Genomic DNA, 20,523 nt, shown 5'->3' on the forward strand with positions numbered 1-20,523 from the left:
AGACAACAACAAGTAAGTATCAGGAAGAGGATTAGTGAACCCCGAACAAGCTCGTTGGTTTAGCGACAACTTCGCCAACATCGTAGGTAACGTCGAGCGAGTCATCATGGGCAAGAGCGAGGCCGTTCGCCTCGCGGTTACCTGCATGCTCGCGGAGGGGCACCTGCTGTTGGAGGACTACCCCGGCACGGGGAAGACCACGCTGGCGCGTGCTTTGGCGCAGTCGGTGCAGGGTTCGCACAGCCGCATCCAGTTCACCCCTGACCTGCTTCCCTCCGATGTCACTGGCGTGACGATCTATGACCAGAAGAGTGGGGAGTTTGAGTTCCATCAGGGCCCGATATTCGCTTCGATTGTGCTGGCCGATGAGATTAACCGGGCTTCGCCCAAGACCCAGTCGGCGCTGCTGGAGGTCATGGAGGAGGCGCGGGTCACCGTCGACGGCCAAACCTATCCGGTGGGTGTGCCCTTCATGGTGATCGCAACTCAGAACCCGATCGAGCAGGCCGGCACCTACCGGCTGCCCGAGGCTCAGCTCGACCGTTTCCTCATGAAGACAACGCTCGGTTACCCCGACCACGAGGCGACCATGCGGATCCTCGCCACGGGAGGTTCCCGCCCCCGATCGGCGGCGCTCGCCCCGGTGGTCAGTGGCCAGCAGGTGGCGGAAATGACGCAGCTGGCCGGCGCGGTGCACATCGAGTCGTCCATCCTCGACTACATCTCCCGGCTCATCGAGGCCACTCGGGTCCAGGAGAACGTCCGGCTCGGGGTCTCCGTCCGCGGCGGCCTGGCGCTGGTGCGGGCGAGCCGCGTCTGGGCCGCGGCGTCGGGGCGACACTTCGTCACCCCCGACGACGTCAAGATCCTCGCGGTGGCGTGTCTGGCGCACCGCATCATCCTGGACGCGGAGGCCGAGTTTGCCGGCGTCCAGGCCAGTGACGTCATGGCCCAGATCGTGGGCGCGGTGCCGCCGCCGACGGAGCGTGCGCGCATCTGATGTCCACCTCTGCGAGCTGGGAGATCCCGGAGGCGGTTGAGCCGCCGACGGGTGAGGCCGTCAAAGCCCTCTACGACCGTTTCACTTCCTACGTTGGTATCCGTACCCCGGGCTGGATCTGCCTGGCGGCGGGCGTGGCCAGCTTGAGCTTTGGGCTGAGCTTCGGTTGGCAGGAGTTGGCGATCATCGGGGTGGCTCTGCTTCTATTGTTCGGGATTGCGTTGCTGTTCATGCTCGGCCGGCCCAAACTGGCCGTCGGGTTGCGGGTTTCGGACATCAGCGTGGTGGTCGGCAAACCGGCGATGGGCCTGGTTCAGGTGCACACGGCGCCCGGGACACGTCACCTGGGCTCCCGGCTCGACCTGCCCGTCGGTAAGGAGCGGGCCAGCTTCTGGTTGCCGATGATGGGTGGCGGCCAGCAGCGGGACTTCTCCTTCGCTATCCCCACCGAGAGGCGCGGCCTTGTGGTGGTGGGCCCGGCGAACTCTCTGCAGGGAGATCCGTTCGGGCTGACTGGTCGTGAGACCCGCTGGACCGAGTCCGTCGACGTGTACGTGCATCCGCGCACCGTGCGGCTGCCGGGTAGGCAGCTCGGCTTTGTGCACGACCTGGAGGGCAACCCCAGCGACCGGCTCAGCCCGTCGGACATGAACTTCCACGCCCTGCGCCCTTACGTGCCTGGCGATGACCGGCGGCATGTGCACTGGAAGTCGACGGCGCGCGCGGGCCAGCTGCTGGTGCGACAGTTCGAAGAGACAAGAATGTCCACGGTGCTTGTCGCCCTGGACACCGGCCGTCGGTCCTACATCGACGATGACGAGTTCGAGCTGGCGGTGTCGGTGGCGGCCTCTATCGCCCAGCACGCCATCTGGACGGAGTCACCGCTGACGATGATCACTACGAAGCAGCAACTCCGGGCGGGCACCGCCACGACGATGCTCGACGAATGTTCGCTGATCGAGATGACTGCTCGCGGCGGGATCGGCGATTTGACGCAGACGGCCACCAGCCAGTCGTTCGCGTCATCCATCGTCTACCTCATCACTGGTTCGACCGCTTCGATGCAGGATATGCGCCGCGCGGGCAGCCGGTTCGATGTGGACACGCGCTTCATCGGCATCCGCGTCGATGCAGGGGCCGAGCTGCGTAACCAACGGGTGGGCAACACGTCGATCAACCAGGTGGGGGAACTGGACCATCTCCCCCGGGCGGTCAGGAGGTCGATGCAGTGACCGGGAACGTTGACGTGCGAAGCAAGTGGGAGGCGGCTGGCCGCTCGGTGAAGTGGGTGATCGTCGATTCCGCTCTTCTGCTGCTGTTCGTTGCTCTCATCGGGCTGGCCTTCTGGCCGGTCTACGCCACCTGGGTGCTGTGGCTGAGCTTGTTCGGGTTCGCACTGATCGGTGTCGGAATCGGTGTAGCCGCTGCTTTCAAGCGTTGGCGGCTCGGCACTGTCGCGCTGGTTTCGTTGGCGGCCTGGCTCGTTTTCGGTAGCGCGCTGACCATGCCTGCGCAGTCGATCGGCCGGGTGATCCCGACGGGGCGCACCCTGTACGGTCTGCTCACCGGGCCAGCCACCGCCTGGCGCGATATGCTGACGCTGGATCCCCCGATCGGTGAAACCTTCAATCTTCTCGTGGTTCCTGGGCTCATCGGCCTGCTGGTGGGGCTGTTGGGCACAGCACTTTCGCTGCGCAGCCGGACTCCGACATTCGCCTGGCTCCCGGCCGGCATCGGTTATGGTGTCGCGGCGGCGTTCGGGGTCACCGTCACCGTGTGGCCGCTCTACGTCGGTGTGGGGTTCTATGTGCTGGTACTGGTTTGGGTGACGTACCGGCGTGAGGTGGTGTACTCGCGGCTGTCCAACATGCCCAGTGGCCTGCGTTTCGGCCGGGTGACCATCGGCGCGGTGCTGTTGGCAGGTACCACGATCGCCGGGGCGACGTTGGGTCCGCTGTTGCTCGGTCAGAGCGCCCGAGCCACGCTGCGCAGTGACACGCCGATTCCCGTGGACCTGGCCGAGCGGCGCTCGCCGCTGCAGGCCTTCCGGGCCAACATCGTGCGAGACGCGGACGCCGTGCTGTTCGAGGTTGATGGCATCGCCCGCGGTGACGTGATCCGGTTGGCCACGCTGGACGCCTACGACGGCATCGCGTTTCGGGTCGCCACTCTCGACGACACGGCCCTTGACGAGACCACCTTCCGTCGCGTCGGGGAGTGGATTAACGATGACAGCGATGGGCGTGAGGCCACCGTCGGGGTGCGCATTCGGGAATACTCCGACGTGTGGCTGCCCACGATCGGACGGCTGCGGGCCATCCGTTTCGGGGGCGAGCACGCTATCGGTCAGCAGGAGAGCTTTTACTACAACCACTCCTCGGCCACCGGCGTCACGCTGGCGGGCCTGAGCCCGGAGGACTCCTACGAGCTGGATGTGGTGGTGGCTGGGCGGCCGAGCGACGAGGAGATTGCGGGCGCCAAGGCGGGCAACCTCAAGCAGGCGGCGGTGACGAACGTGCCGGAGACCCTGCGGGCCCTCGCCCGGCTGTGGACCGAGGGGCAGGACTTCGCGGGCGGCCAGGCGCTTGAGCTGGAGAGACGGCTTAGGGAAGGGTACTTCAGTCACGGGGACGACCCCGGTGTGAAGGCGCTGCCCGGGCATTCGCAGAGTCGCCTGGAGATGCTGTTGGCTAAGCCGGAGATGATGATCGGCGACCACGAGCAGTACGCGTCGGCGATGACCCTGATGGCCCGCAGCCTGGGCATCCCGTCGCGGATCATCTACGGCTACCAGATGGGGGATTCCCGCGAGGTCAAGGGCCACCAGGTGGGCGCCTGGCCGGAGCTGTTCCTGGAGGGATTCGGCTGGGTTCGGTTTGACCCGACGCCGCCGATGGATCGCAAGCCGCCGGAGAAGGTGGAGCAGACCCCGCCGGAGCCGAAGCCGTTCATCGTCGCGCCTCCGCCTCCTCCGAAGATTCCCGAGTCGATTCCGCAGGATGACAACCTGCATATCGAGCGGGCTGATCCGCCGGAACCGGACAACGCCATCAACTGGGCCCAGGTGGGCGCGGTGATGCTGGTGACGGGCGTTCCGTTGCTGACGATCGTGTTCCCGATCGTGCTGATCTTGGGCATGAAGAGCCGGCGACGCGCGCGTCGCCGCAACGATCCGGTGACGGCCAACCGGGTGGCGGGCGCCTGGCTTGAGCTCGTCGACAAGGCTCGTGACCTGGGGCGCTCCCCGTCGGTTTCCGCGACGCGTTCGGAGCAGGCCGAGCAGCTGGTGGCGGACTTCCCGCGGCTGGTGGAGACCGCCGACGCCATCGAGCTCGCGAAGGAGGCCGACTGGCTGGTGTTTGCGCCGGGCAGCCCGGGAGCCAACGTGGTTCAGGATTACTGGGCGGCCTCGAAGAACGTTCGTAAGGGTATGCGACGCTCGGTGTGGTTGCCGCGCTGGTTTGCGTCGGCTCTCTCCACGAAGTCCTTCCGCAAGATCAAGTGATGTGAACTGCCGATGAGTACTAGCATGGATCGTCCGCGCGGGCGCGGCGGGTCAGCAGCCGATAACTGGTGAGCGTTAACGGCGGCGAATCCCGTATTGTATAGGGCCGAGGAGGTCAAAAAGTGAGTCGCATGATCCCTAAGGGGCACGAGGTGGCCGGTCTGGGGCGTAGGTTTGCCGCCTACGTGCTGGATCTTGCGCCGGTTCTGGTACTGGAGCTGGTGCTGTTTGGGGTGCTTCAAGTGTGGGCAAGCCCGGCTGTGCTGCTGGTGGTCGGCATCGTATCCGTCATGCTTTCGCTCGCTTACGGCCTCTACCAGTGGTGGGCTTACGCGACGACCGGTGCCGGTCTGGGCGCGCGGCTCGTCGGCGTGGAACTCGTCGGACTGGTCGATGGCAAGCCGCTCGGTTGGTGGCGAGTGTTCCTGCGCTTCCTGGTGTTCGTGGGCCTGGGGGCCACTGGCGTGGGCGGCATCGCGATGCTGATCTTCCTCGTCGTGCACGAGCGCCGCCAGGGCTGGCATGACATGGCGGTGAAGGCCATCGTCGTGCAGCCGAAGGCGGCTACAGAGCATGAGCGCGCAGAGCACTCCCCCAAACGCAACCACGTGCGCACGGTGGGGATGCCGCCGCATCTGGCGCAGCAGTTCAGCCCCGAGGCGCAGCCCCAGATGACCAGCGAGTACACCACGCAGTCCAGTTTCGCCCCGCAGGCCGAGCAGCCGTTCTTCCCCGGCCCCGGCGGCTTCTCGCAGCCGATGGAACCGGCCAACACATTCCCCCCGGCCCAGCCCGGTTTCGGTGGCGCAGGCACGTTCCCACCCGCCCAATCGGGCGGCTTTGGTGCCAGCTCCTTCCCGGCGCCGCAGCCGAGTGCTCCGTCGGTGGGTTCGTCTTTCCCGGCGCCGCAGCCGAGTGCCCCGTCGGTGGGTTCGTCTTTCCCGGCGCCGCAGTGGGTTCGTCTTTCCCGGCGCCGCAGCCGAGCGCCGACTTCCGGGACGAGTCCGCCTTCGAGGTGCCCACCTTCGGCTCCCGCGGCAGCCATCCCGACTGGATCCCGATGCCGACACCGGCCTCCGTCCTGGAGCCGTCCAACCGCTCGGTGAAGGTCCGTCAGCGTGAGTTCGGCGAGGTGGAGGATGCGGACAGCACCGTGCTGTCCGTGGCTCCGCAGCACGCCCCGGCTCCGGGCGACCACGAGTGGTGCATTCGGCTCGACGATGGCCGCGAGGTGGGCTTGAACGTGACGGTTCTGCTGGGCCGCAACCCGCAGCGCAGCCCGGAAGATCCCGAGGTGCACCTGGTGCCCGCGTCGGGCGACGGCCGGATGATCTCGCGGACGCACGTCCTGATCGGCACCGACGCGCGAGGCGTTTTCGTCGTCGACCGCGGCTCCACCAACGGCACCGCGTTGGTGTTGCCGAGCGGTGAGATGGAGCCCGCGCCGGCCGGTGTGCAGATGCGGGTCAAGGAGGGTCAGCAGGTGCGCTACGGCGACCGCTGGTTCACGGTGCTGGCGCGCCCCCCGCGCCACTGACCACCGGTTGAACAGCCCAGTCGAGTCCCGCCCGCCCTGCGCAGGCGGGACTCGCGTTTCTGTGCCCGCGCGCGAGCCGGGCCCTGTTTCGAGGAGCATCCCGGGTGGGCGCCCCTAGACGGTCTAGAGCTGGGTGCGGTGGAAGTTGAGATGGGAGCGCGACGCCGTCGGCCCGCGCTGACCCTGGTAGCGGCTCCCGTACTCGGCGGAACCGTAGGGATGAAGCGCGGGCGAGGTTAGGCGGAAGAAGCACAGCTGGCCGATCTTCATGCCCGGCCACAGCTTCACGGGCAGCGTCGCCATGTTCGACAGCTCCAGCGTGACATGACCAGAGAACCCGGGATCGATGAAGCCGGCGGTGGAGTGGGTGAGCAGGCCCAGCCGGCCGAGGGAGGACTTGCCCTCCAGCCGAGCCGCGATCGCCGGCCCGAGGGAGACCAGCTCGTAGGTGGCGGCCAGCACGAACTCGCCCGGGTGCAGCACGAACGGCTCGTCGGCAGGCACTTCCACCAACCGCGTCAGCTCCGGCTGCTCGGCTGCCGGGTCGATGCTGGGGTAGCGGTGATTCTCGAAGATTCGGAAGTACTTGTCGAGGCGAACGTCCACCGAAGAGGGCTGCACCATCGTCGGCTCCCACGGCTCCAGCCCGATGGCCCCGTCCTCCACGCCCTGCAGAATGTCGCGATCGCTAAGCAGCATGTAGGCAGCCTAGTTCATCGCAGGTCAACGGGTGGATTGTGTGGAGCCGGGGCCTTGCCAGGTGGCGTCCGGACGAGTCGGCGGACGAGCCCTAGTAGCCTTGGCCGGGTGCAATACTCGAAGGTGAACTGGCCTGTTTTTGCGACGTCGGGGGCGCTTATTATTCTGACTGCGCTGTGGGCCGGGATCTGGCCGGATCAGGCGGGCGCGGCACTGTCGGGGATGGTGGGCTGGGTGTCCACCAACCTGGGCTGGTTCTATATCCTCGTCGCGACGGTGGCGTTGGCTTTCGTGCTGATCGTCGCGTTGAGCCGGCTGGGCGACACGCGACTGGGCCCGGACAACTCGCGGCCCCAGTTCTCGCTGTACTCGTGGGCGGCGATGCTGTTCGCGGCCGGCATTGGTGTCGATCTGCTGTTCTTCAGCGTCGCGGAGCCGGTGGCGCAGTTCTACGGGCCGCCCGAAGGGGATCCGAAGACGGTTGCGGCTGCGCGCCAGTCGATCGTGCTGACGTTGTTCCACTACGGGATCACGGGGTGGGCGATGTACGCGCTGATGGGTATGTGCTTCGGGTATTTCGCCTACCGACGGGGGCTTCCGCTCAGCGTGCGTTCCGCGCTCATGCCGCTGATTGGGCGGCGGGTGCACGGGGTGGCTGGTCATGGCGCCGACGTCGCGGCCGTGCTGGGGACGGTGTTCGGTGTGGCCACGTCGCTCGGCATCGGGGTGGTTCAACTCAACTACGGCCTGACGGTGCTGTTCGGCATCCCGCAGAACGCCACCGTGCAGCTGTGCCTGATCGGGGTGGCGGTGGCTGTGGCCACGGTGTCGGCGATCTCGGGTGTCGACAAGGGGATCAAGCGGCTGTCCGAGATGAACGTGGCCCTGGCCCTGCTGCTGACGGTCTATGTGCTGGTCACGGGCAAAACCGCCGACATCCTCGACGGCGTGGTGCAGAACGTGGGCGACTACGCTTCGAGCTTCCTGGGCCTCACGCTCAACACCTACGCCTATTCGGACGCGAGTGAGTGGCTGGGCAACTGGACGTTGTTCTTCTGGGCGTGGTGGATCGCGTGGGCGCCGTTTGTCGGGCTGTTCTTGGCCCGGATCTCCAAGGGCCGCACACTGCGGCAGTTCGTCGTCGGCACGCTCACGCTGCCGTTTGTGTTCGTCCTGACGTGGATCGGCATTTTCGGCAACGCCGCGATCCATCGGCTGCTCGACGGTGATGACGCCTTTGGCCAGCTGACGCTGGCCTACCCGGAGCGCGGCTTCTACGCGCTGCTGCAGGACTATCCGGGGGCGGGCGTGGTGACGGTGGTGGTGAGCCTGGTGGGGCTGCTGCTGTATATCACCAGTGCCGATTCGGCGGCGTTGGTCACCTCGAACCTGTCCGCGAAACTCTCCGGTCCGGACCACGACGGGCCCAGGTGGAGCCGCGTGTTTTGGGCCATGGCGACGGGGGCGCTGACGATGGCGATGCTGCTGGTGGGGGGCATCCCGGCGCTGTTGAACGCGACGCTGGTCATCGGGCTGCCCTTCGCGCTGGTGATGATTCTGGCGATGGTCGGCCTGGCGCGCTCGCTGGGTCAGGAACGCTACCTGGCGGCGGCCAGGCAGGCCACGCTGGCGGCCGTCGATCGCAGCCTGTCCCAGAGGCTGTCGTATGCAGTGACGTACCCCGACGAGCCGACGGCCAGGCGATTCATCGCGGAGGTGGCGTCGCCCGCGCTGGCGGAGGTGGCGGCGATGGCGCGGGACCAAGGGCTGGAGGCCATCGTCGATCAGGACAATTGCAAACTGACGATCCCGTTGGAGGGTGAGGATTTCATATACCGGATTGAGCCGGTCCCCAGGCCGATGCCCAGCTTCGCGATGCGGATCGCACCCGACGTCGACGTCTACTACCGGCTGGAAGTTTGTGCTGGAAACGGCCCGATTGGGCGGGACGTCGCTGGGCTGACGCGGGAGCAGGTGTGTGCCGACGTGCTGGCCCTGTTCAGCGCGCACCTCGACTTCTTGGAGCGCTCGTCGAAGCCGGGTTTGGGCCGCCGTGTGGGCGAGTTGAAGGAACGCCTCACCTCCCTGGCGCGCGTGCTCCGGAATCGGAGTAGTGTCGGCTCATGAATATTTCTCGTGAAGAACTCGCCCGGCTGATTGACCACACGCTGCTCAAGACTGATGCCACTCAGGAGCAGGTCGAGGCGTTGGTGGCCGAGGCGAGGGAGCTCGGCACATTCTCGGTTTGTGTTTCGCCGTCGATGCTGCCTGTCACCGCCAACCTGGGCACGGTAAAGGTGGCGACGGTGGTGGGTTTCCCGTCGGGCAATCACACTGCTGCGATCAAGGCGGCGGAGGCCAGGGAAGCTTGCATGAATGGCGTTGATGAGGTGGACATGGTGATCAACATCGGCCTGCTCAAGGAGGGCCGGGTGGACGCCGTGGAGGCGGAGATTCGCGCGGTTCGTGGGACCTGCCGCGGGGTACTCAAGGTGATCATTGAGTCCGCGGCCCTGACCGACGACGAGATTGTCGCGGCCTGCGAGGCGGCGGAGCGCGCGGGCGCGGACTATGTGAAGACCTCGACGGGTTTCCACCCGGCTGGCGGTGCGACGGTGCACGCGGTCGAGCTGATGAATAAGACGGTCGGCGGGCGGCTGGGCATCAAGGCCTCCGGCGGCATCCGGGACTGGGCCACGGCCGTCGCGATGGTCGAGGCCGGCGCCACGCGGCTGGGCGTGTCCGGTTCGCGTGCGGTCCTGGAGGGGGCCACCGCAGACGGCGGCTACTGATCCCGGTGGTGCGGCGGTTCCGGATACAGCGCGTGCTCGGCCAGCTGGAGCGCGCTGCTCACCAGTAGCGCGATGTGCTCGTTGGGTTGGCTGTAGTAGATGGTGGTGCCGGAGCGCCGTGCCTGCACCAGGCCTTGCGCCTTCAGCTTGGCCAGGTGCTGGGAGATCGCGGTGCCGGGGCGGCCGATGGCCTCGGCCAGCGCGGAGACGCTGAGTTCGCCGTCGCTGGTGAGGTGCAGGATACCCAGCCGGGTGGGGTCTGAGAGCAGCCGAAACAGGGTTGCGGCGTGGCTCAGGTCTTGGGCTGGAGGCAGGGGCGCTGGCATGGGTCCATTGTCTCATTCGTGCGTGGCCACAGCCAGCGGATACCCACGGCGCCGACGAGACTCAGCAGAGCTAGGGAATATGCAGCCAAGGGCACGCTGCTGGCCCCCAACGCGCCCGCCAGCGGGTAGGTGATCAGCCAGGCGGCGTGGCTCAGCGAGAACTGGGCGGCGAAGGCGCTGGCGAGGTCATCGTCGCGGCAGACCCGTCGGATGATGCGTCCGACGGGGGTCAGCGCGGCGGCCCAGGCGAAGCCGACGATGGCCCAGGCGAGCGCGAGGGCGGCCACTGGCTGGGGCAGAGTGAGGATGGTCGGCACGGCGGCGATGGCGGCCGGCAGCGCGACGGCGGCGCCGCACAGCACGGCGCGTTCGCCGTGGGAGCTGAGCAGCCGGGGCAGCAGGCTGGAGGCGAGGATGGAGCCGACGCCGGTGCTGGCGAGCAGCCAGGCGGTGCCGGATGCGTCGAGGCCGAGGTGTTCGCGTGCGATGAGTACCGTGTTGACCAGCACGAAGGCCCCGGCCGCGGCGACGGCGAGGTTGAGGGCGAGGATGGGGCGCAGCGGGGGAGTGGTGAGGATGCGGATGCCTTTGGTGAGCCGCCGGGCGAAGGAGCCGGTGGCGGCCTCGGGTCCGGGCAGCGCGGTGCCCAGGATGAGGGCCGCCGAGCCGATGAAGCCGAGGGCGGTGGCGTAGAACAGTTCCCTGGGGGCGACGACGCTCAGCGCGACGGCGGCGATCGTCGGGGAGACGATTCCTTCCACGTCGTAGGCGATCCGGGAGAGCGAGAGGGCGGCGGTGTAGTCGTCCTCGTTGTCGAAGAGTTCGGGGATGATGGCTTGGAAGGTGGGGGTGAAGGTTGCGGAGGCGGCCTGGAGGAGGAGAACGAGGGCGTAGACCTGCCAGATCTGGGTGATGAAGGGCAGGCACAGCGCGGCGGCGCAGCGGGTGAGGTCGGCGCCGACGAGCACCGCTTTTGCGGGCCGCCCGGCGAGTTGTGCGTTAGCGATGGGGGCGATGCACACGTAGGCGACCATCTTGATGGTGAGCGCGGTGCCCAGGACCCTGCCGGCCTCGGGCCCGGCCAGTTCGTGGGCGGTGAGGCCGAGGGCGACGGTGGCGACGCCGGTGCCGACGAGTGCGACGACCTGCGCGAGGTAGAGGCGGGCGTATCTGGGGTTGCGCAGCACCGAGAACATGCAATCAGCATAGCTGCATAGCTGCGCAGGTATCAGAAGGAGGGCTGGGTTTCCCCCGAAACGAGCGGCAACCGCACCGCAAACCGTGTGTGCCCCGGCCGCGACTCCACCGAAACCGTGCCCCCGAAGCTCTCCACCTGCGCCTTCACGATCGCCAACCCGAGGCCCGTCGAATGCTCCGGCCGGTAGCGGCGGGCGTCGTCGGCCCGCGTGAACCGCTCGAACACATCCGGAAGCAAATCCTCCGGGATGCCCGGCCCGTCGTCGGTCACCGTGATCAGCCCGTCGGGCGCCACCGCCGCGCACACCGTCGTCCCCTCCGGGGTGTGCGTGCGCGCGTTGGCCAGGAGATTCACCAGCACCTGCTGCAGCTGGTCGGGGCCGGCGGAAACGAACACGGGCTCGTCGGGCAACTCCACCAGCCAGCGGTGCGTGCCGGTGGCAGCCCGCGCGTCCGACACCGCATTCAGCACCACCTCCACCGCGTCCACCGGCTGTGCCGACGCCTGCTGATGCGCGTCGAGGCGCGCCAGCACCAGCAGATTCTCGACGAGGGTGCGCATCCGCTGCGACTCCGCCGAGATCCGCCCGAGCGCGAAGGCCGTGTCCTCATCGAGCCGCTCGGCGTTGCGCTCGGCCAGCTCGGAGTAGCCGCGGATCGCGGCCAGCGGGTTGCGCAGCTCATGCGAGGCGTCGGCCACGAAGCGCCGCAGCTTCGCCTCGGAGCGCTCCCGCGCGATCAGCGCATCCTCGACGTGGCTCAGCATCCGGTTGAACGCCGTCCCCACCTGCGCCACCTCGTGTTCCTCGGGCAGCTTGTCTACCGCCACCCGGGGCACCTCCACGACACCCCGATCCAGCCGTTGGTCGGACACCTGGGCGGCCGTCGCGGTCAGGGCCCCGAGCGGTTTCGTGGCGCGCGCGATCAGCGTCTGGGTGACCACTACGGTGGCCGCCACCGCGACGACGGAGATGCCCAGCGCGGACAGCGACAGCCACAGCATCGTCTCCTCCACCGACTTCAGCGGCATCCCGATGATGATGCGCTCGCCGTCGCCCACCTCCTTCGCCAGCACCCGGTAGCGGCCAAGCCGAGGCAGGTCGAGGCTCTGGTGCCCGAGGCGCGCGCCGAAGATGGCCTCGATGTCATCCTCCACCCGGCTCATGCTGCCGTGGCCGACGATGCTCGCCGCATAACGGCCCCGGTCCTGCGTCGCGATGATGGTGCCCCGCGGCACGCCGGCGCCCCGGAAGCTGCCCTCGACGCGCACCCGCTGCGGCACCGCCTCCAGCTCGGCGTCGAGCTGACTGGTCAGCAGGTTCTGTGCCACCACCAGCGTGAGAATCGCCAGCGCGCACGCCATCGCGGCGACGGTGACCGCCACCCTGACCTGAATCCGCCCGGCGAGGGTGCGCCTGCTCATGCGCCTGCGGGTTTCAGCACGTAGCCGGCCCCGCGCATGGTGTGGATCATGGGTTCACGGCCCGCGTCGATCTTGCGGCGCAGATAGGAGATGTACAGCTCGACGACGTTGGCCTGGCCGCCGAAGTCGTAGTTCCACACCCGGTCGAGAATCTGGGCCTTGCTGAGCACCCGCTTGGGGTTGCGCATCAGGTAGCGCAGCAGCTCGAACTCGGTCGCGGTGAGCTTGATCTCGTCGCCCGCGCGCGTGACCTCGCGCGACTCCTCGTCGAGGATCAGGTCGCCGACGATGAGCTGTGACTCGGGGCGGATCGTCGTCGCCCCGGTGCGGCGCAGCAGGCCGCGCAGCCGGGCGATCACCTCCTCCAGAGAGAAGGGTTTGGTGACGTAGTCGTCGCCGCCGGCGGTCAGCCCGGCGACGCGGTCGGCGACGCCGTCGCGGGCGGTGAGGAAAATCACCGGCACGTCGGGCTGCTCGGCACGGATCCGGCGCATCACCTCCAGGCCGTCGAAGTCGGGCAGCATCATGTCGAGCACGATCGCGTCGGGGCGGGTTTCGCGGGCCGCGCGCACCGCGTCGCTGCCGGTGCCTGCGGTGGTCACCTCCCAGCCCTCGTAGCGCATCGCCAGGGCGAGCAGCTCGATCAGGCTGGGCTCGTCGTCGACCGTGAGGATGCGGATCGGGGTGCCGTCGGGACGGCGGAGCGGTTCGGTAGCGGCCATGCAACAACTCTCGCACGTCCGGCCGGGAGAAAACCATGAATCAGCTGTGTGGCTCCTGTGAATAGAGTGTTCGCTCGCTCTCGCGCGGCGGCTTTGGCGCCGGCAGCTCCACCTCGACGACGCGGGGCGTGAAGAACAGCGCATCCGCGCCCAGCTTCCCGCTGCCGAAGGCGACGAAGATGAGGGCGGCGACGGCGAGCGCGAGGTGTAGCTCGTAGCCGCCGTCGCGCGCGATGAAGCCCGCGCCGAATCGGTCGATGAGCAGCACCAGTTGCATGGCCAGCACACCCAACCCGACGATGCGGGTGCCGAGACCGGCGACGAGCAGGGCACCGCCGACGATCTCGAACATCGTCGTCGCCCAGGCGAGGAAGTCCGCCGCAGGGATGCCATGCTCGGCGAGGATCTGCTCCTGACGCTCGATGCCGGTGGTGAACCAGCGGTGCCAGCCGCGCATGATCAGCAGCGCGCCGATGCCGCAGCGGGCCAGCAGCAGCGTGCAGTGCTGGAAGGACTTCAGGAGTTTGCGGATCATGCGCTCACGCTACTCGCTTTGCCCCGGAGCTTCCCAGCATGCGGAGGTTTCGACCGAGGCCCGGTGCGCCCGGGTGGCCCGCCGCAGCCCGGCCGACTTTCGAAACGGGTTCTGGTGGGAGGCGGCTGCTGGCTAGGCTGGCGCCGTGCAGTACATTTCCACTCGCGGCGCCGGGCCCAAGAAGTTCACCGACATCCTGCTGGAGGGCCTCGCGCCCGACGGCGGCCTCTACCTGCCCGCCAGCTACCCGCAGGTGGACGCCGCGCAGCTTGAGGTGTGGAGCCGCCTGCTGCGCGCCGAGGGCTACGCGGCGCTCGCATTCGAGGTGATCCGGCTCTTCGTCGACGACATCCCCGCCGACGACCTGCGCGCCATCTGCGAGCGCGCCTACCGGCCGGAGAAGTTCCTGCACCCCGACGTGGTGCCGGTCACCAGGCACAGCGACGGGGTGTGGCGGGTGCACCTGTCCAACGGCCCGTCGGCGGCGTTCAAGGACATGGCGATGCTGCTGCTGGGGGAGCTGTTCGCCTACGAGCTGGGCCGCAGCGGGCGGGAGCTGAACATCCTGGGCGCCACCTCGGGCGACACCGGCTCGTCGGCGGAGTACGCGATGCTGGGCAAGCCGGGGGTGCGGGTGTTCATGCTGTCCCCGGCGGGGCGCATGTCGCCGTTCCAGCAGGCGCAGATGTTCTCGATCGACGATCCCGCGATCGTCAACATCGCCGTCAGCGGCGTCTTTGACGACTGCCAGGACATCGTGAAGGCGGTGAACGCGGACGCCGAGTTCAAGCGGCGCTACTCCATCGGCGCGGTCAACTCGATCAACTGGGCGCGGCTGCTGGCGCAGATCGTCTACTACTTCGCGGCCTGGCTCAGGATCACCGACGTGGAGGGCCCCGCCGCGCGGGTGAGCTTCACGGTGCCGTCGGGCAACTTCGGCAACGTGGTGGCCGGGCACATCGCGCGCGAGATGGGGCTGCCGCTCGTGCAGCTCGTGGTGGCCACGAACGAGAACGACGTGCTGGAGGAGTTCTTCACCACCGGCGTCTACCGCCCGCGGGCGGGCGCGCTGGCGACGAGTTCGCCGTCGATGGACATCTCCAAGGCATCCAACTTCGAGCGCTTCATCTTCGACGTGGTGGGCCGCGACCCCGAGCGGCTCAGGCAGCTGTTCGTCGACGACCTGGGCGCCAACGGCTTCTTCGACCTGTCCGCCGACCCCGCATTTGCGCAGGTGGCCACCCGGTTCGGTTTCGCGGCCGGGCATTCCACGCACGCCGATCGCCTGGCCACGATCCGGCGCATTCACGCCGCGGGCGACGGCATCGTCGATCCGCACACGGCTGACGGGTTCCACGTCGCGGAGGGCATCCGGGCGCCCTGGCAGGTGGCGGCGGTGCTGGAGACCGCGCTGCCGGTGAAGTTCGCGGACACCATCCGCGAGGCCATCGGGGTGGAGCCCGAGCGGCCGGAGCGCTACGTCGGCATCGAGCAGCGGCCGCGCAAGGTGACGCCGGCACCCAACGACGCGGCGGAGATCAAGCGGATCATCGCGGAGGTCGCAGGCTGAGCCCGGCCGGGGCCTGGCGGGCGCACCCTCGCCCCGACGGCGCGTCGGGCTGCGGGGGCACGGCCTAGGCTGGCTGGGTGCGAACCATCCGCATCATCAGCATGTCTCCCCAGCCGGTGGTGCGCTTGGTGTAGCCGTCGGCGGCGAAGCCCTCACGCTCGTAGAAGCGGCGGGCGCGCTCGTTGCCCACCTCCGTCCACAGGTAGGCGGCCTCGCGCCCGGGCAGCACCGCGTCGAGCAGGGCCTTGCCGAGGCCGGAGCCGTGGGTGCCGGGCATCGTGAACAGGGTGCTCAGGTAGCGGGTGACGGCGGGCCAGACGAAGTCGTCGGCCTCCGGCATCTCCCACCATTCGGGGCCGTCCACCACCATGCCGAGGCCGAGGACGTTGCCGCGCGCGGACTTCGCGACCTTGCACACCGGGGCCGCCAGCAGGGACTCGACGCGCGACGCCAGGCCCTCGGACACCTTCGCCGCGAATCCGGCGTCGGCCAGGGTGGCGTAGGTGGTTACCTGCATCGCGGCGTGGGCGAACACGACGTCGTGTACCTCGTCGGGGTTTAGATCTTCGATGGTGTATTCGAGCACGCTGGAAGCATACCGCCCGGCTAGTCTTGTGGGCATGCGTGAACTACAGGCACGAATCATCGCTGAGATGGGGGTCCGCCCCGAGATCAACCCTGCCGTGGAGGTGGAGCGGCGCGTCCAGTTTCTCGTCGACTACGCGCGGGCGGCGCACGCGCGCGGCTTCGTGCTGGGCATCTCCGGCGGCGTGGATTCGACGGTGGCTGGCCGGCTCGCGCAGCTGGCCGTCGAGCGCATGGGCGACGCGGAGTTCGTCGCGGTTCGGCTACCGTACGGAGAGCAGGCCGACGAGCCGGACGCCCGCGCCGCGCTGGAGTGGGTGGGCGCGAGCACCCGGGTCAGCATCAACATTAAGGAGTCGGTCGACGCCCTGGTGCGCGCCCAGGAGGTGAGCCTCGGGAAGAAGATCACCGACTTCAACAAGGGAAACGTCAAGGCGCGGGCGCGGATGGTGGCGCAGTATGCGATCGCCGGCGACGCCGGCCTGCTCGTGCTGGGCACCGATCACGCGGCGGAGTCCACCGTCGGGTTCTTCACCAAATTCGGTGACGGCGGGGCCGATCTGCTGCCGCTGTTCGGCCTGAACAAGCGCCAGATCAGGGCCGTCGCCCGGCAGCTGGGGGCACCCGAGGCGTTGTGGGCGAAGGTGCCGACGGCGGATCTGCTCGACGGGCAGCCGCTGCGCACCGACGAGGACGAGCTGGGCGTGTCCTATGACGTGATCGACGACTACCTGGAGGGGCGGGCCGTCGACGAGGACGCGGCGGAGCTGATCGAGCGTAAGTGGCGCGTCAGCCGGCACAAGCGCACCACCCCGGCCAGCATCCTCGACGACTGGTGGCGCCCCCGGTAGGCGTTTCGGCGCCGGGGTCTGGGACGAGTTTTGAGAAAACCTGAAAAATCGAATTTTTTACTACCATAATGGTCTTGCAAGAGCAAGTGAGGCTCTCAGAGGCGCGTTTGGAAGGAGTGATTGAAATGCGTCGAATGACGCCGTTGCTGTCGCTGCTCGCCTCGGCTGCGCTGGCGCTCGGGGCGCTGGTGGCCCCCACGTCGGCCACGGCCGATGACGGCGAGTGCGACCCAGCCAATGGCAAGTACATCTGCGACGGCACCGACGGCCAGCCGGAGGGCAGCAAACCCAAGGAGAAGAGGCGGCCCAAGCCTCCCGCGACGGGGGTCAGCACGGGCTGAGGGTTGGCGTCTTGTAGCGGTTGCCCTCGCCCGACAAGGCAGGAGGCCGGGATGCGTCGTTGGTTGATGCTGGCCGCGCTGGTCGCGGCCGGGGCCTGCGCGGTGGGCTGCGTCAGGCCGCCCGCCCCGTCGTCCGCGCCTTCGCAGCCTCCCGGGCCCTCGGCCACGAGCACGACGGGCAGCGCGGCCCCGGCGCCCTCCGGGAGTTCGGCGGCCGCCCCGTCGTGGGAGAAGATCTGCGTCGTGGCCCCGACGTGGATTCGGGCCGAGTGGCAGCGGGAGGTCCCCGCCGACGAGGTGTGGTCGGACGGGGAGTTCGTGGTGCGGCAGGTCGAGGGCGACCTGATCGCCCGCCTGGGCGGCGTCGACCATATTATTTTCGACGGTGATGTCGAGGATGAGGACGCTGTCGAGCCGCAGGACGTGTTCGACGGCGAGTTCTTCGGGAACGAACGCTGGCTGGTGTTCAGCTCGTCGGACTCCCTGTGGTTTGGTGCGCCGTGGCGCCTCCACGTCGCCGACCGGCAGCATCTTGACCAGCCCGCCCGGGTGGTGGGTGAGTATGCGGGAGGCGTGGAGAAACCGGGCTTCCCCTTCCCGCACCTGCTAGGAGACCAGCTCGTCTGGACGGAGCCGGTGGCGGACAGCGTTTTCCGTATCCAGCACGCCTCCCTAGCGAGCCGGACGACGAGTACCCTCACCGAGGGCGTGGTGCAGGAGGGGAGGCTGGTGGGCGAGGGCGTGGTGCTCTGGCAGGTGCAGCGCGAGGGCCGCGCCATCGTCGCGGAGCAGTACGACCTGGGGACGGGAACCATCACCCGCCCCGACAACCCCATCGCCCGCAAGGACGCCCGGGGCGGGAAACTGATCACCGACGGCGAGTTCTGGCTGCTCGCCAACGTCCCCTCCGGCGATCCCGACTCCGACGAGACCACGTGGGACCTGTGGGCTTGGTGGCCCGGCGCGGCCGACGCCCGACTCGTCGGCGCGTTCCCCGCGCCGGTGAATGTCTACGCGACGTCCTCGCTGCACGACGGCACGCTCGGGCTCTTCATCCCGATGAAGGGGGCCTTCGTCGTCGATTTGAGGACGGGTGTTGCGCAGCGCGTGCACGATGACTGGGCGATGTTGGAGCCGGGCGACGGCGTGATTCGCGCCAGCCTGGAGGGGGCGGGGCCCGGGGAGCGGATCCGGGCGAGCCTGCCCAGGGCGGAGGTGGCGCAGCCCGGCGAATGTGTCGGCGCGCTCGACGACTGAGCCGGCCCGCTGCCTAGGCGGCGATCAAGGCGGCCGGTGTGTTTGCGGCCCCACCCGGAACCGGGGTGACGTCTTGCGCCCCGCGCGTGCGGCGCGGGCGTCGTGTGCGGGGTGCCTGGGCTCGGGTTCTGGCTTGCTGGGCGCCCGGCTCAGGCTGGCTGGCCCCAGAACTCGTCCTCGGCGGGAGGCGTGCCGGCGGCGTGCGGTACGTGGTGGGGCCGAACACCATGGGGTTGGGGGAGCCGTGGGAGGATGGGGTCATGGATCTGCTCGATGCCGGTGCCGTTGACGTTGCCCGTAGTCTCAGCCCCGGCGACGTGGAGCGGCACCTGCGGCGGGTTCTGGCCCGTATCGAGGAGCGGGACCCTCGGCTCAACGCCTTCTCCGCCCTCAACCCCCGGGCGGTGGCCGAGGCCAGCGCACTCGACCAGGTGCCGCGCGTCGTCGCCGCCCGGCTCCCGCTGTTTGGCGTGCCGGTGGCTATCAAGGAGGAGATCGACGTCGCGGGCATGGTCACCACCTTCGGCGGGCGCGGCAACACGGCTCCGGCCACGGCCGACTCCGACGTGGTGGCCCGGCTGCGGGCGGCGGGGGCGGTCGTCGTCGGCAAAACCAACATGCCGGAGTTCGGGCAAACCCCCTTCACCGAAGGGGAGTGGGGCTGCACGCGCAACCCGCACGACCTGCTCCGCTCGCCGGGCGGCTCGTCCGGTGGCTCGGCGGCCGCCGTCGCCTCGGGCATGGTTCCGCTCGCGCTGGGCGGCGACGGCGGGGGCTCCATCCGGATCCCCGCCGCCTGGACCGGTGTTGTCGGACTCAAACCCACCCGCGGCCGGGTCAGCACCGCCCCACAGCCCCACCTGTGGCACGATCTCGGCACCTACGGGCCGCTCGCCCGGAGCGTCGACGATGTCGCCGCCGCCCTTCGCGTCCTGGCGCCCGCCGGGGTGCGTCGCGCTTCCCCCGAGGTGTTGCGCGTGGGCTGGAGCCTCGGTTCCGCGGTGCCGGGGGTGCGCCCGTCGCGGGAGGTGGCGCAGGCCGTGGCCGACGCGGCGATGCGCCTGGCCGGGGCGGGGCACCGGGTCGAGCACGGCTCACTCACGTGGGTGGAGAGCCCCTTCACCTTCATCGTTCAATATCACCGCGCCGTTCTCGACGAGGTGCGCCAACTCCAGCACCCCGAGCGCATCGAGAAACGCTCCCGAAGGATCGCGGCCCTCGCCCGGAGGATGCCCGAGAGCCTGCTGGGGTGGTCCAGGCGGAGCGTGCAGCGCATCGAGGAGGCGATGGATCGGGCCTTCGAACACTTCGACGTGCTCCTCACCCCCGTCACCCCGACGCTGCCCCCGCCGATCCGTCGGGTGCACGCCATGGGCTACCTCAGAATCCACCTGCTGTCATCGAACGCCATCGCCTACACCTCGTATTGGAACCTGGCCGGGTTGCCCGCGGCCAGCGTGCCGGTGGGCAGCTCCGCCGCGGGGCTGCCGCTCGCGGTGCAGGTGGTGGGGCGGCGGGGAGCGGACGAGCAGGTGCTCGACGTGGCCCGGCTTCTCGCTGCCGCCCCGTCGGTGATGCCCGGCACACCCCGGTGACCCCCGCCCGCACCATCGACGGCCTGGGCGCGGGCGCTGGAAGCGAACCACGGTGGTGGCGCGGTTCTTCGATAGGTGGGGGATAGCTCGCCAAGGCTCAACGCCTGGACGATCGTGCCGGGCGGCGCGTCCTCGCTGGCGATGGGGGGAGGTCGGGGAAGGCCTCGCCGGACGCTTCGAGGGAATCACTGGCTGATGAAAACCGCCGGACCGCGCCCACCGTCTACCGGGTCGCTCCAGAGCCGATTGGGTTCCTGGCTCGGAGGTCTTTCTCGACGCGCCCACTCGTCGCCACCGCGGTCGAATCCAGCCGGGACAGTCACAACCCCAGGAGCCCAAGCCAGTCGCGGACTGGGGTGATACGACGAAGGAGAGCGACCAGGACCTTGACCTCCCGTGGATTGGTGGTGTGGTTGAGGGTGGTGAGGATGGTCTGGCGGGTGTGGGTGCGTTCGGTTTCGGTGGGGGTGAGGGCCAGTAGTGCCTCGACCAAGGGCTGAACGTCCCGCGGGTCGGTGGTGTGGTTGAGGGTGGTGAGGATGGTCTGGCGGGTGTGGGTGCGTTCGGTTTCGGTGGGGGTGAGGGCCA

General features: G+C 68.7%; 20 protein-coding genes. 12 read left to right on the forward strand and 8 right to left on the reverse strand.

The annotated features are described in order from the left end of the window. Window positions 1-34: 34 nt before the first annotated feature. The 5 genes from EII42_RS08885 (at window position 35) to EII42_RS08905 (ending at window position 6,042) form a co-directional block, all read left to right on the forward strand. Window positions 35-1,000 carry a MoxR family ATPase gene (locus tag EII42_RS08885; RefSeq protein ID WP_233558332.1) on the forward strand — a complete coding sequence of 322 codons (966 nt, stop codon included), beginning with the start codon at window positions 35-37 and terminating at the stop codon, window positions 998-1,000. Beyond that, window positions 1,000-2,232 carry a DUF58 domain-containing protein gene (locus EII42_RS08890; protein ID WP_125171771.1) on the forward strand — a complete coding sequence of 411 codons (1,233 nt, stop codon included), beginning with the start codon at window positions 1,000-1,002 and terminating at the stop codon, window positions 2,230-2,232. Before EII42_RS08885 ends, EII42_RS08890 begins: the two co-directional genes overlap by 1 nt. Then, on the forward strand, window positions 2,229-4,505 hold the full coding sequence (locus EII42_RS08895) for a transglutaminase domain-containing protein (RefSeq protein WP_125171772.1): 2,277 nt from the start codon (window positions 2,229-2,231) through the stop codon (window positions 4,503-4,505). The genes EII42_RS08890 and EII42_RS08895 overlap by 4 nt, the downstream gene beginning before the upstream one ends. A 131-nt stretch (window positions 4,506-4,636) precedes the next feature. After that, on the forward strand, window positions 4,637-5,611 hold the full coding sequence (locus tag EII42_RS08900; RefSeq protein WP_233558333.1) for an RDD family protein: 975 nt from the start codon (window positions 4,637-4,639) through the stop codon (window positions 5,609-5,611). Beyond that, window positions 5,608-6,042: an FHA domain-containing protein gene (locus EII42_RS08905; RefSeq protein ID WP_158676464.1), complete on the forward strand. Its 435-nt coding sequence runs from the start codon at window positions 5,608-5,610 to the stop codon at window positions 6,040-6,042. The genes EII42_RS08900 and EII42_RS08905 overlap by 4 nt, the downstream gene beginning before the upstream one ends. Before the next feature lie 123 nt (window positions 6,043-6,165). Here EII42_RS08905 and dcd read toward each other — a convergent pair whose 3' ends face one another. After that, window positions 6,166-6,741 (reverse strand): dCTP deaminase, encoded by a 576-nt coding sequence (gene dcd, locus EII42_RS08910; RefSeq protein WP_125171775.1) that lies wholly within the window; start codon window positions 6,739-6,741, stop codon window positions 6,166-6,168. Window positions 6,742-6,849: 108 nt separating this feature from the next. Here dcd and betT point away from each other — a divergent pair, with 108 nt between their 5' ends. Together betT and deoC are read left to right on the forward strand one after the other, a co-directional pair. Beyond that, window positions 6,850-8,868 (forward strand): choline BCCT transporter BetT, encoded by a 2,019-nt coding sequence (gene betT, locus EII42_RS08915; RefSeq protein WP_158676465.1) that lies wholly within the window; start codon window positions 6,850-6,852, stop codon window positions 8,866-8,868. Next, window positions 8,865-9,533, forward strand: coding sequence for a deoxyribose-phosphate aldolase (deoC, locus tag EII42_RS08920; RefSeq protein WP_125171777.1), 669 nt, complete (start codon window positions 8,865-8,867; stop codon window positions 9,531-9,533). Before betT ends, deoC begins: the two co-directional genes overlap by 4 nt. Here deoC and EII42_RS08925 read toward each other — a convergent pair. Genes EII42_RS08925 through EII42_RS08945 form a run of 5 tightly spaced genes read right to left on the reverse strand, consistent with a single transcriptional unit; the run spans window position 9,527 to window position 13,736 of the window. Next, window positions 9,527-9,859 carry a metalloregulator ArsR/SmtB family transcription factor gene (locus tag EII42_RS08925; protein WP_125171778.1) on the reverse strand — a complete coding sequence of 111 codons (333 nt, stop codon included), beginning with the start codon at window positions 9,857-9,859 and terminating at the stop codon, window positions 9,527-9,529. The two genes, deoC and EII42_RS08925, sit on opposite strands and share 7 nt — an antisense overlap. Beyond that, on the reverse strand, window positions 9,826-11,055 hold the full coding sequence (locus EII42_RS08930) for an MFS transporter (RefSeq protein ID WP_125171779.1): 1,230 nt from the start codon (window positions 11,053-11,055) through the stop codon (window positions 9,826-9,828). The genes EII42_RS08925 and EII42_RS08930 overlap by 34 nt, the downstream gene beginning before the upstream one ends. A gap of 32 nt (window positions 11,056-11,087) precedes the next feature. Beyond that, complete coding sequence (locus EII42_RS08935; protein ID WP_125171780.1) at window positions 11,088-12,479, reverse strand: cell wall metabolism sensor histidine kinase WalK; 1,392 nt, start codon at window positions 12,477-12,479, stop codon at window positions 11,088-11,090. After that, window positions 12,476-13,201 (reverse strand): response regulator transcription factor, encoded by a 726-nt coding sequence (locus EII42_RS08940; RefSeq protein WP_125171781.1) that lies wholly within the window; start codon window positions 13,199-13,201, stop codon window positions 12,476-12,478. The genes EII42_RS08935 and EII42_RS08940 overlap by 4 nt, the downstream gene beginning before the upstream one ends. Window positions 13,202-13,241: 40 nt before the next feature. Then, window positions 13,242-13,736, reverse strand: a complete 495-nt coding sequence (locus tag EII42_RS08945; protein ID WP_125171782.1) for a DoxX family protein — start codon at window positions 13,734-13,736, stop codon at window positions 13,242-13,244. Between the two features lie 145 nt (window positions 13,737-13,881). On the opposite strand from EII42_RS08945, the gene thrC reads away from it, so the two are divergent. Beyond that, window positions 13,882-15,306: a threonine synthase gene (thrC, locus tag EII42_RS08950; protein WP_125171783.1), complete on the forward strand. Its 1,425-nt coding sequence runs from the start codon at window positions 13,882-13,884 to the stop codon at window positions 15,304-15,306. A 64-nt stretch (window positions 15,307-15,370) separates the two neighbouring features. Here thrC and EII42_RS08955 read toward each other — a convergent pair whose 3' ends face one another. Next, window positions 15,371-15,928 (reverse strand): N-acetyltransferase, encoded by a 558-nt coding sequence (locus EII42_RS08955; protein WP_158676466.1) that lies wholly within the window; start codon window positions 15,926-15,928, stop codon window positions 15,371-15,373. On the opposite strand from EII42_RS08955, the gene nadE reads away from it, so the two are divergent. The 4 genes from nadE (at window position 15,927) to EII42_RS08975 (ending at window position 19,935) form a co-directional block, all read left to right on the forward strand. After that, complete coding sequence (gene nadE / locus EII42_RS08960) at window positions 15,927-16,742, forward strand: ammonia-dependent NAD(+) synthetase (protein WP_125171785.1); 816 nt, start codon at window positions 15,927-15,929, stop codon at window positions 16,740-16,742. The two genes, EII42_RS08955 and nadE, sit on opposite strands and share 2 nt — an antisense overlap. A 125-nt stretch (window positions 16,743-16,867) precedes the next feature. Continuing rightward, window positions 16,868-17,083, forward strand: a complete 216-nt coding sequence (locus EII42_RS08965; RefSeq protein WP_125171786.1) for a hypothetical protein — start codon at window positions 16,868-16,870, stop codon at window positions 17,081-17,083. Window positions 17,084-17,134: 51 nt separating this feature from the next. Then, window positions 17,135-18,340, forward strand: coding sequence for a hypothetical protein (locus EII42_RS08970; RefSeq protein WP_125171787.1), 1,206 nt, complete (start codon window positions 17,135-17,137; stop codon window positions 18,338-18,340). A 260-nt stretch (window positions 18,341-18,600) separates the two neighbouring features. Then, on the forward strand, window positions 18,601-19,935 hold the full coding sequence (locus EII42_RS08975; protein WP_158676467.1) for an amidase family protein: 1,335 nt from the start codon (window positions 18,601-18,603) through the stop codon (window positions 19,933-19,935). Between the two features lie 319 nt (window positions 19,936-20,254). On the opposite strand, the gene EII42_RS08980 is transcribed toward EII42_RS08975, so the two are convergent. Next, window positions 20,255-20,523 (reverse strand): hypothetical protein (locus tag EII42_RS08980; protein ID WP_199729844.1); only part of this gene is annotated, 269 nt, incomplete at its 5' end.

Origin of the sequence: Tessaracoccus sp. OH4464_COT-324 (assembly GCF_003932855.1) — a bacterium.
In the GTDB taxonomy this organism is placed as follows: Bacteria; Actinomycetota; Actinomycetes; order Propionibacteriales; family Propionibacteriaceae; genus Arachnia.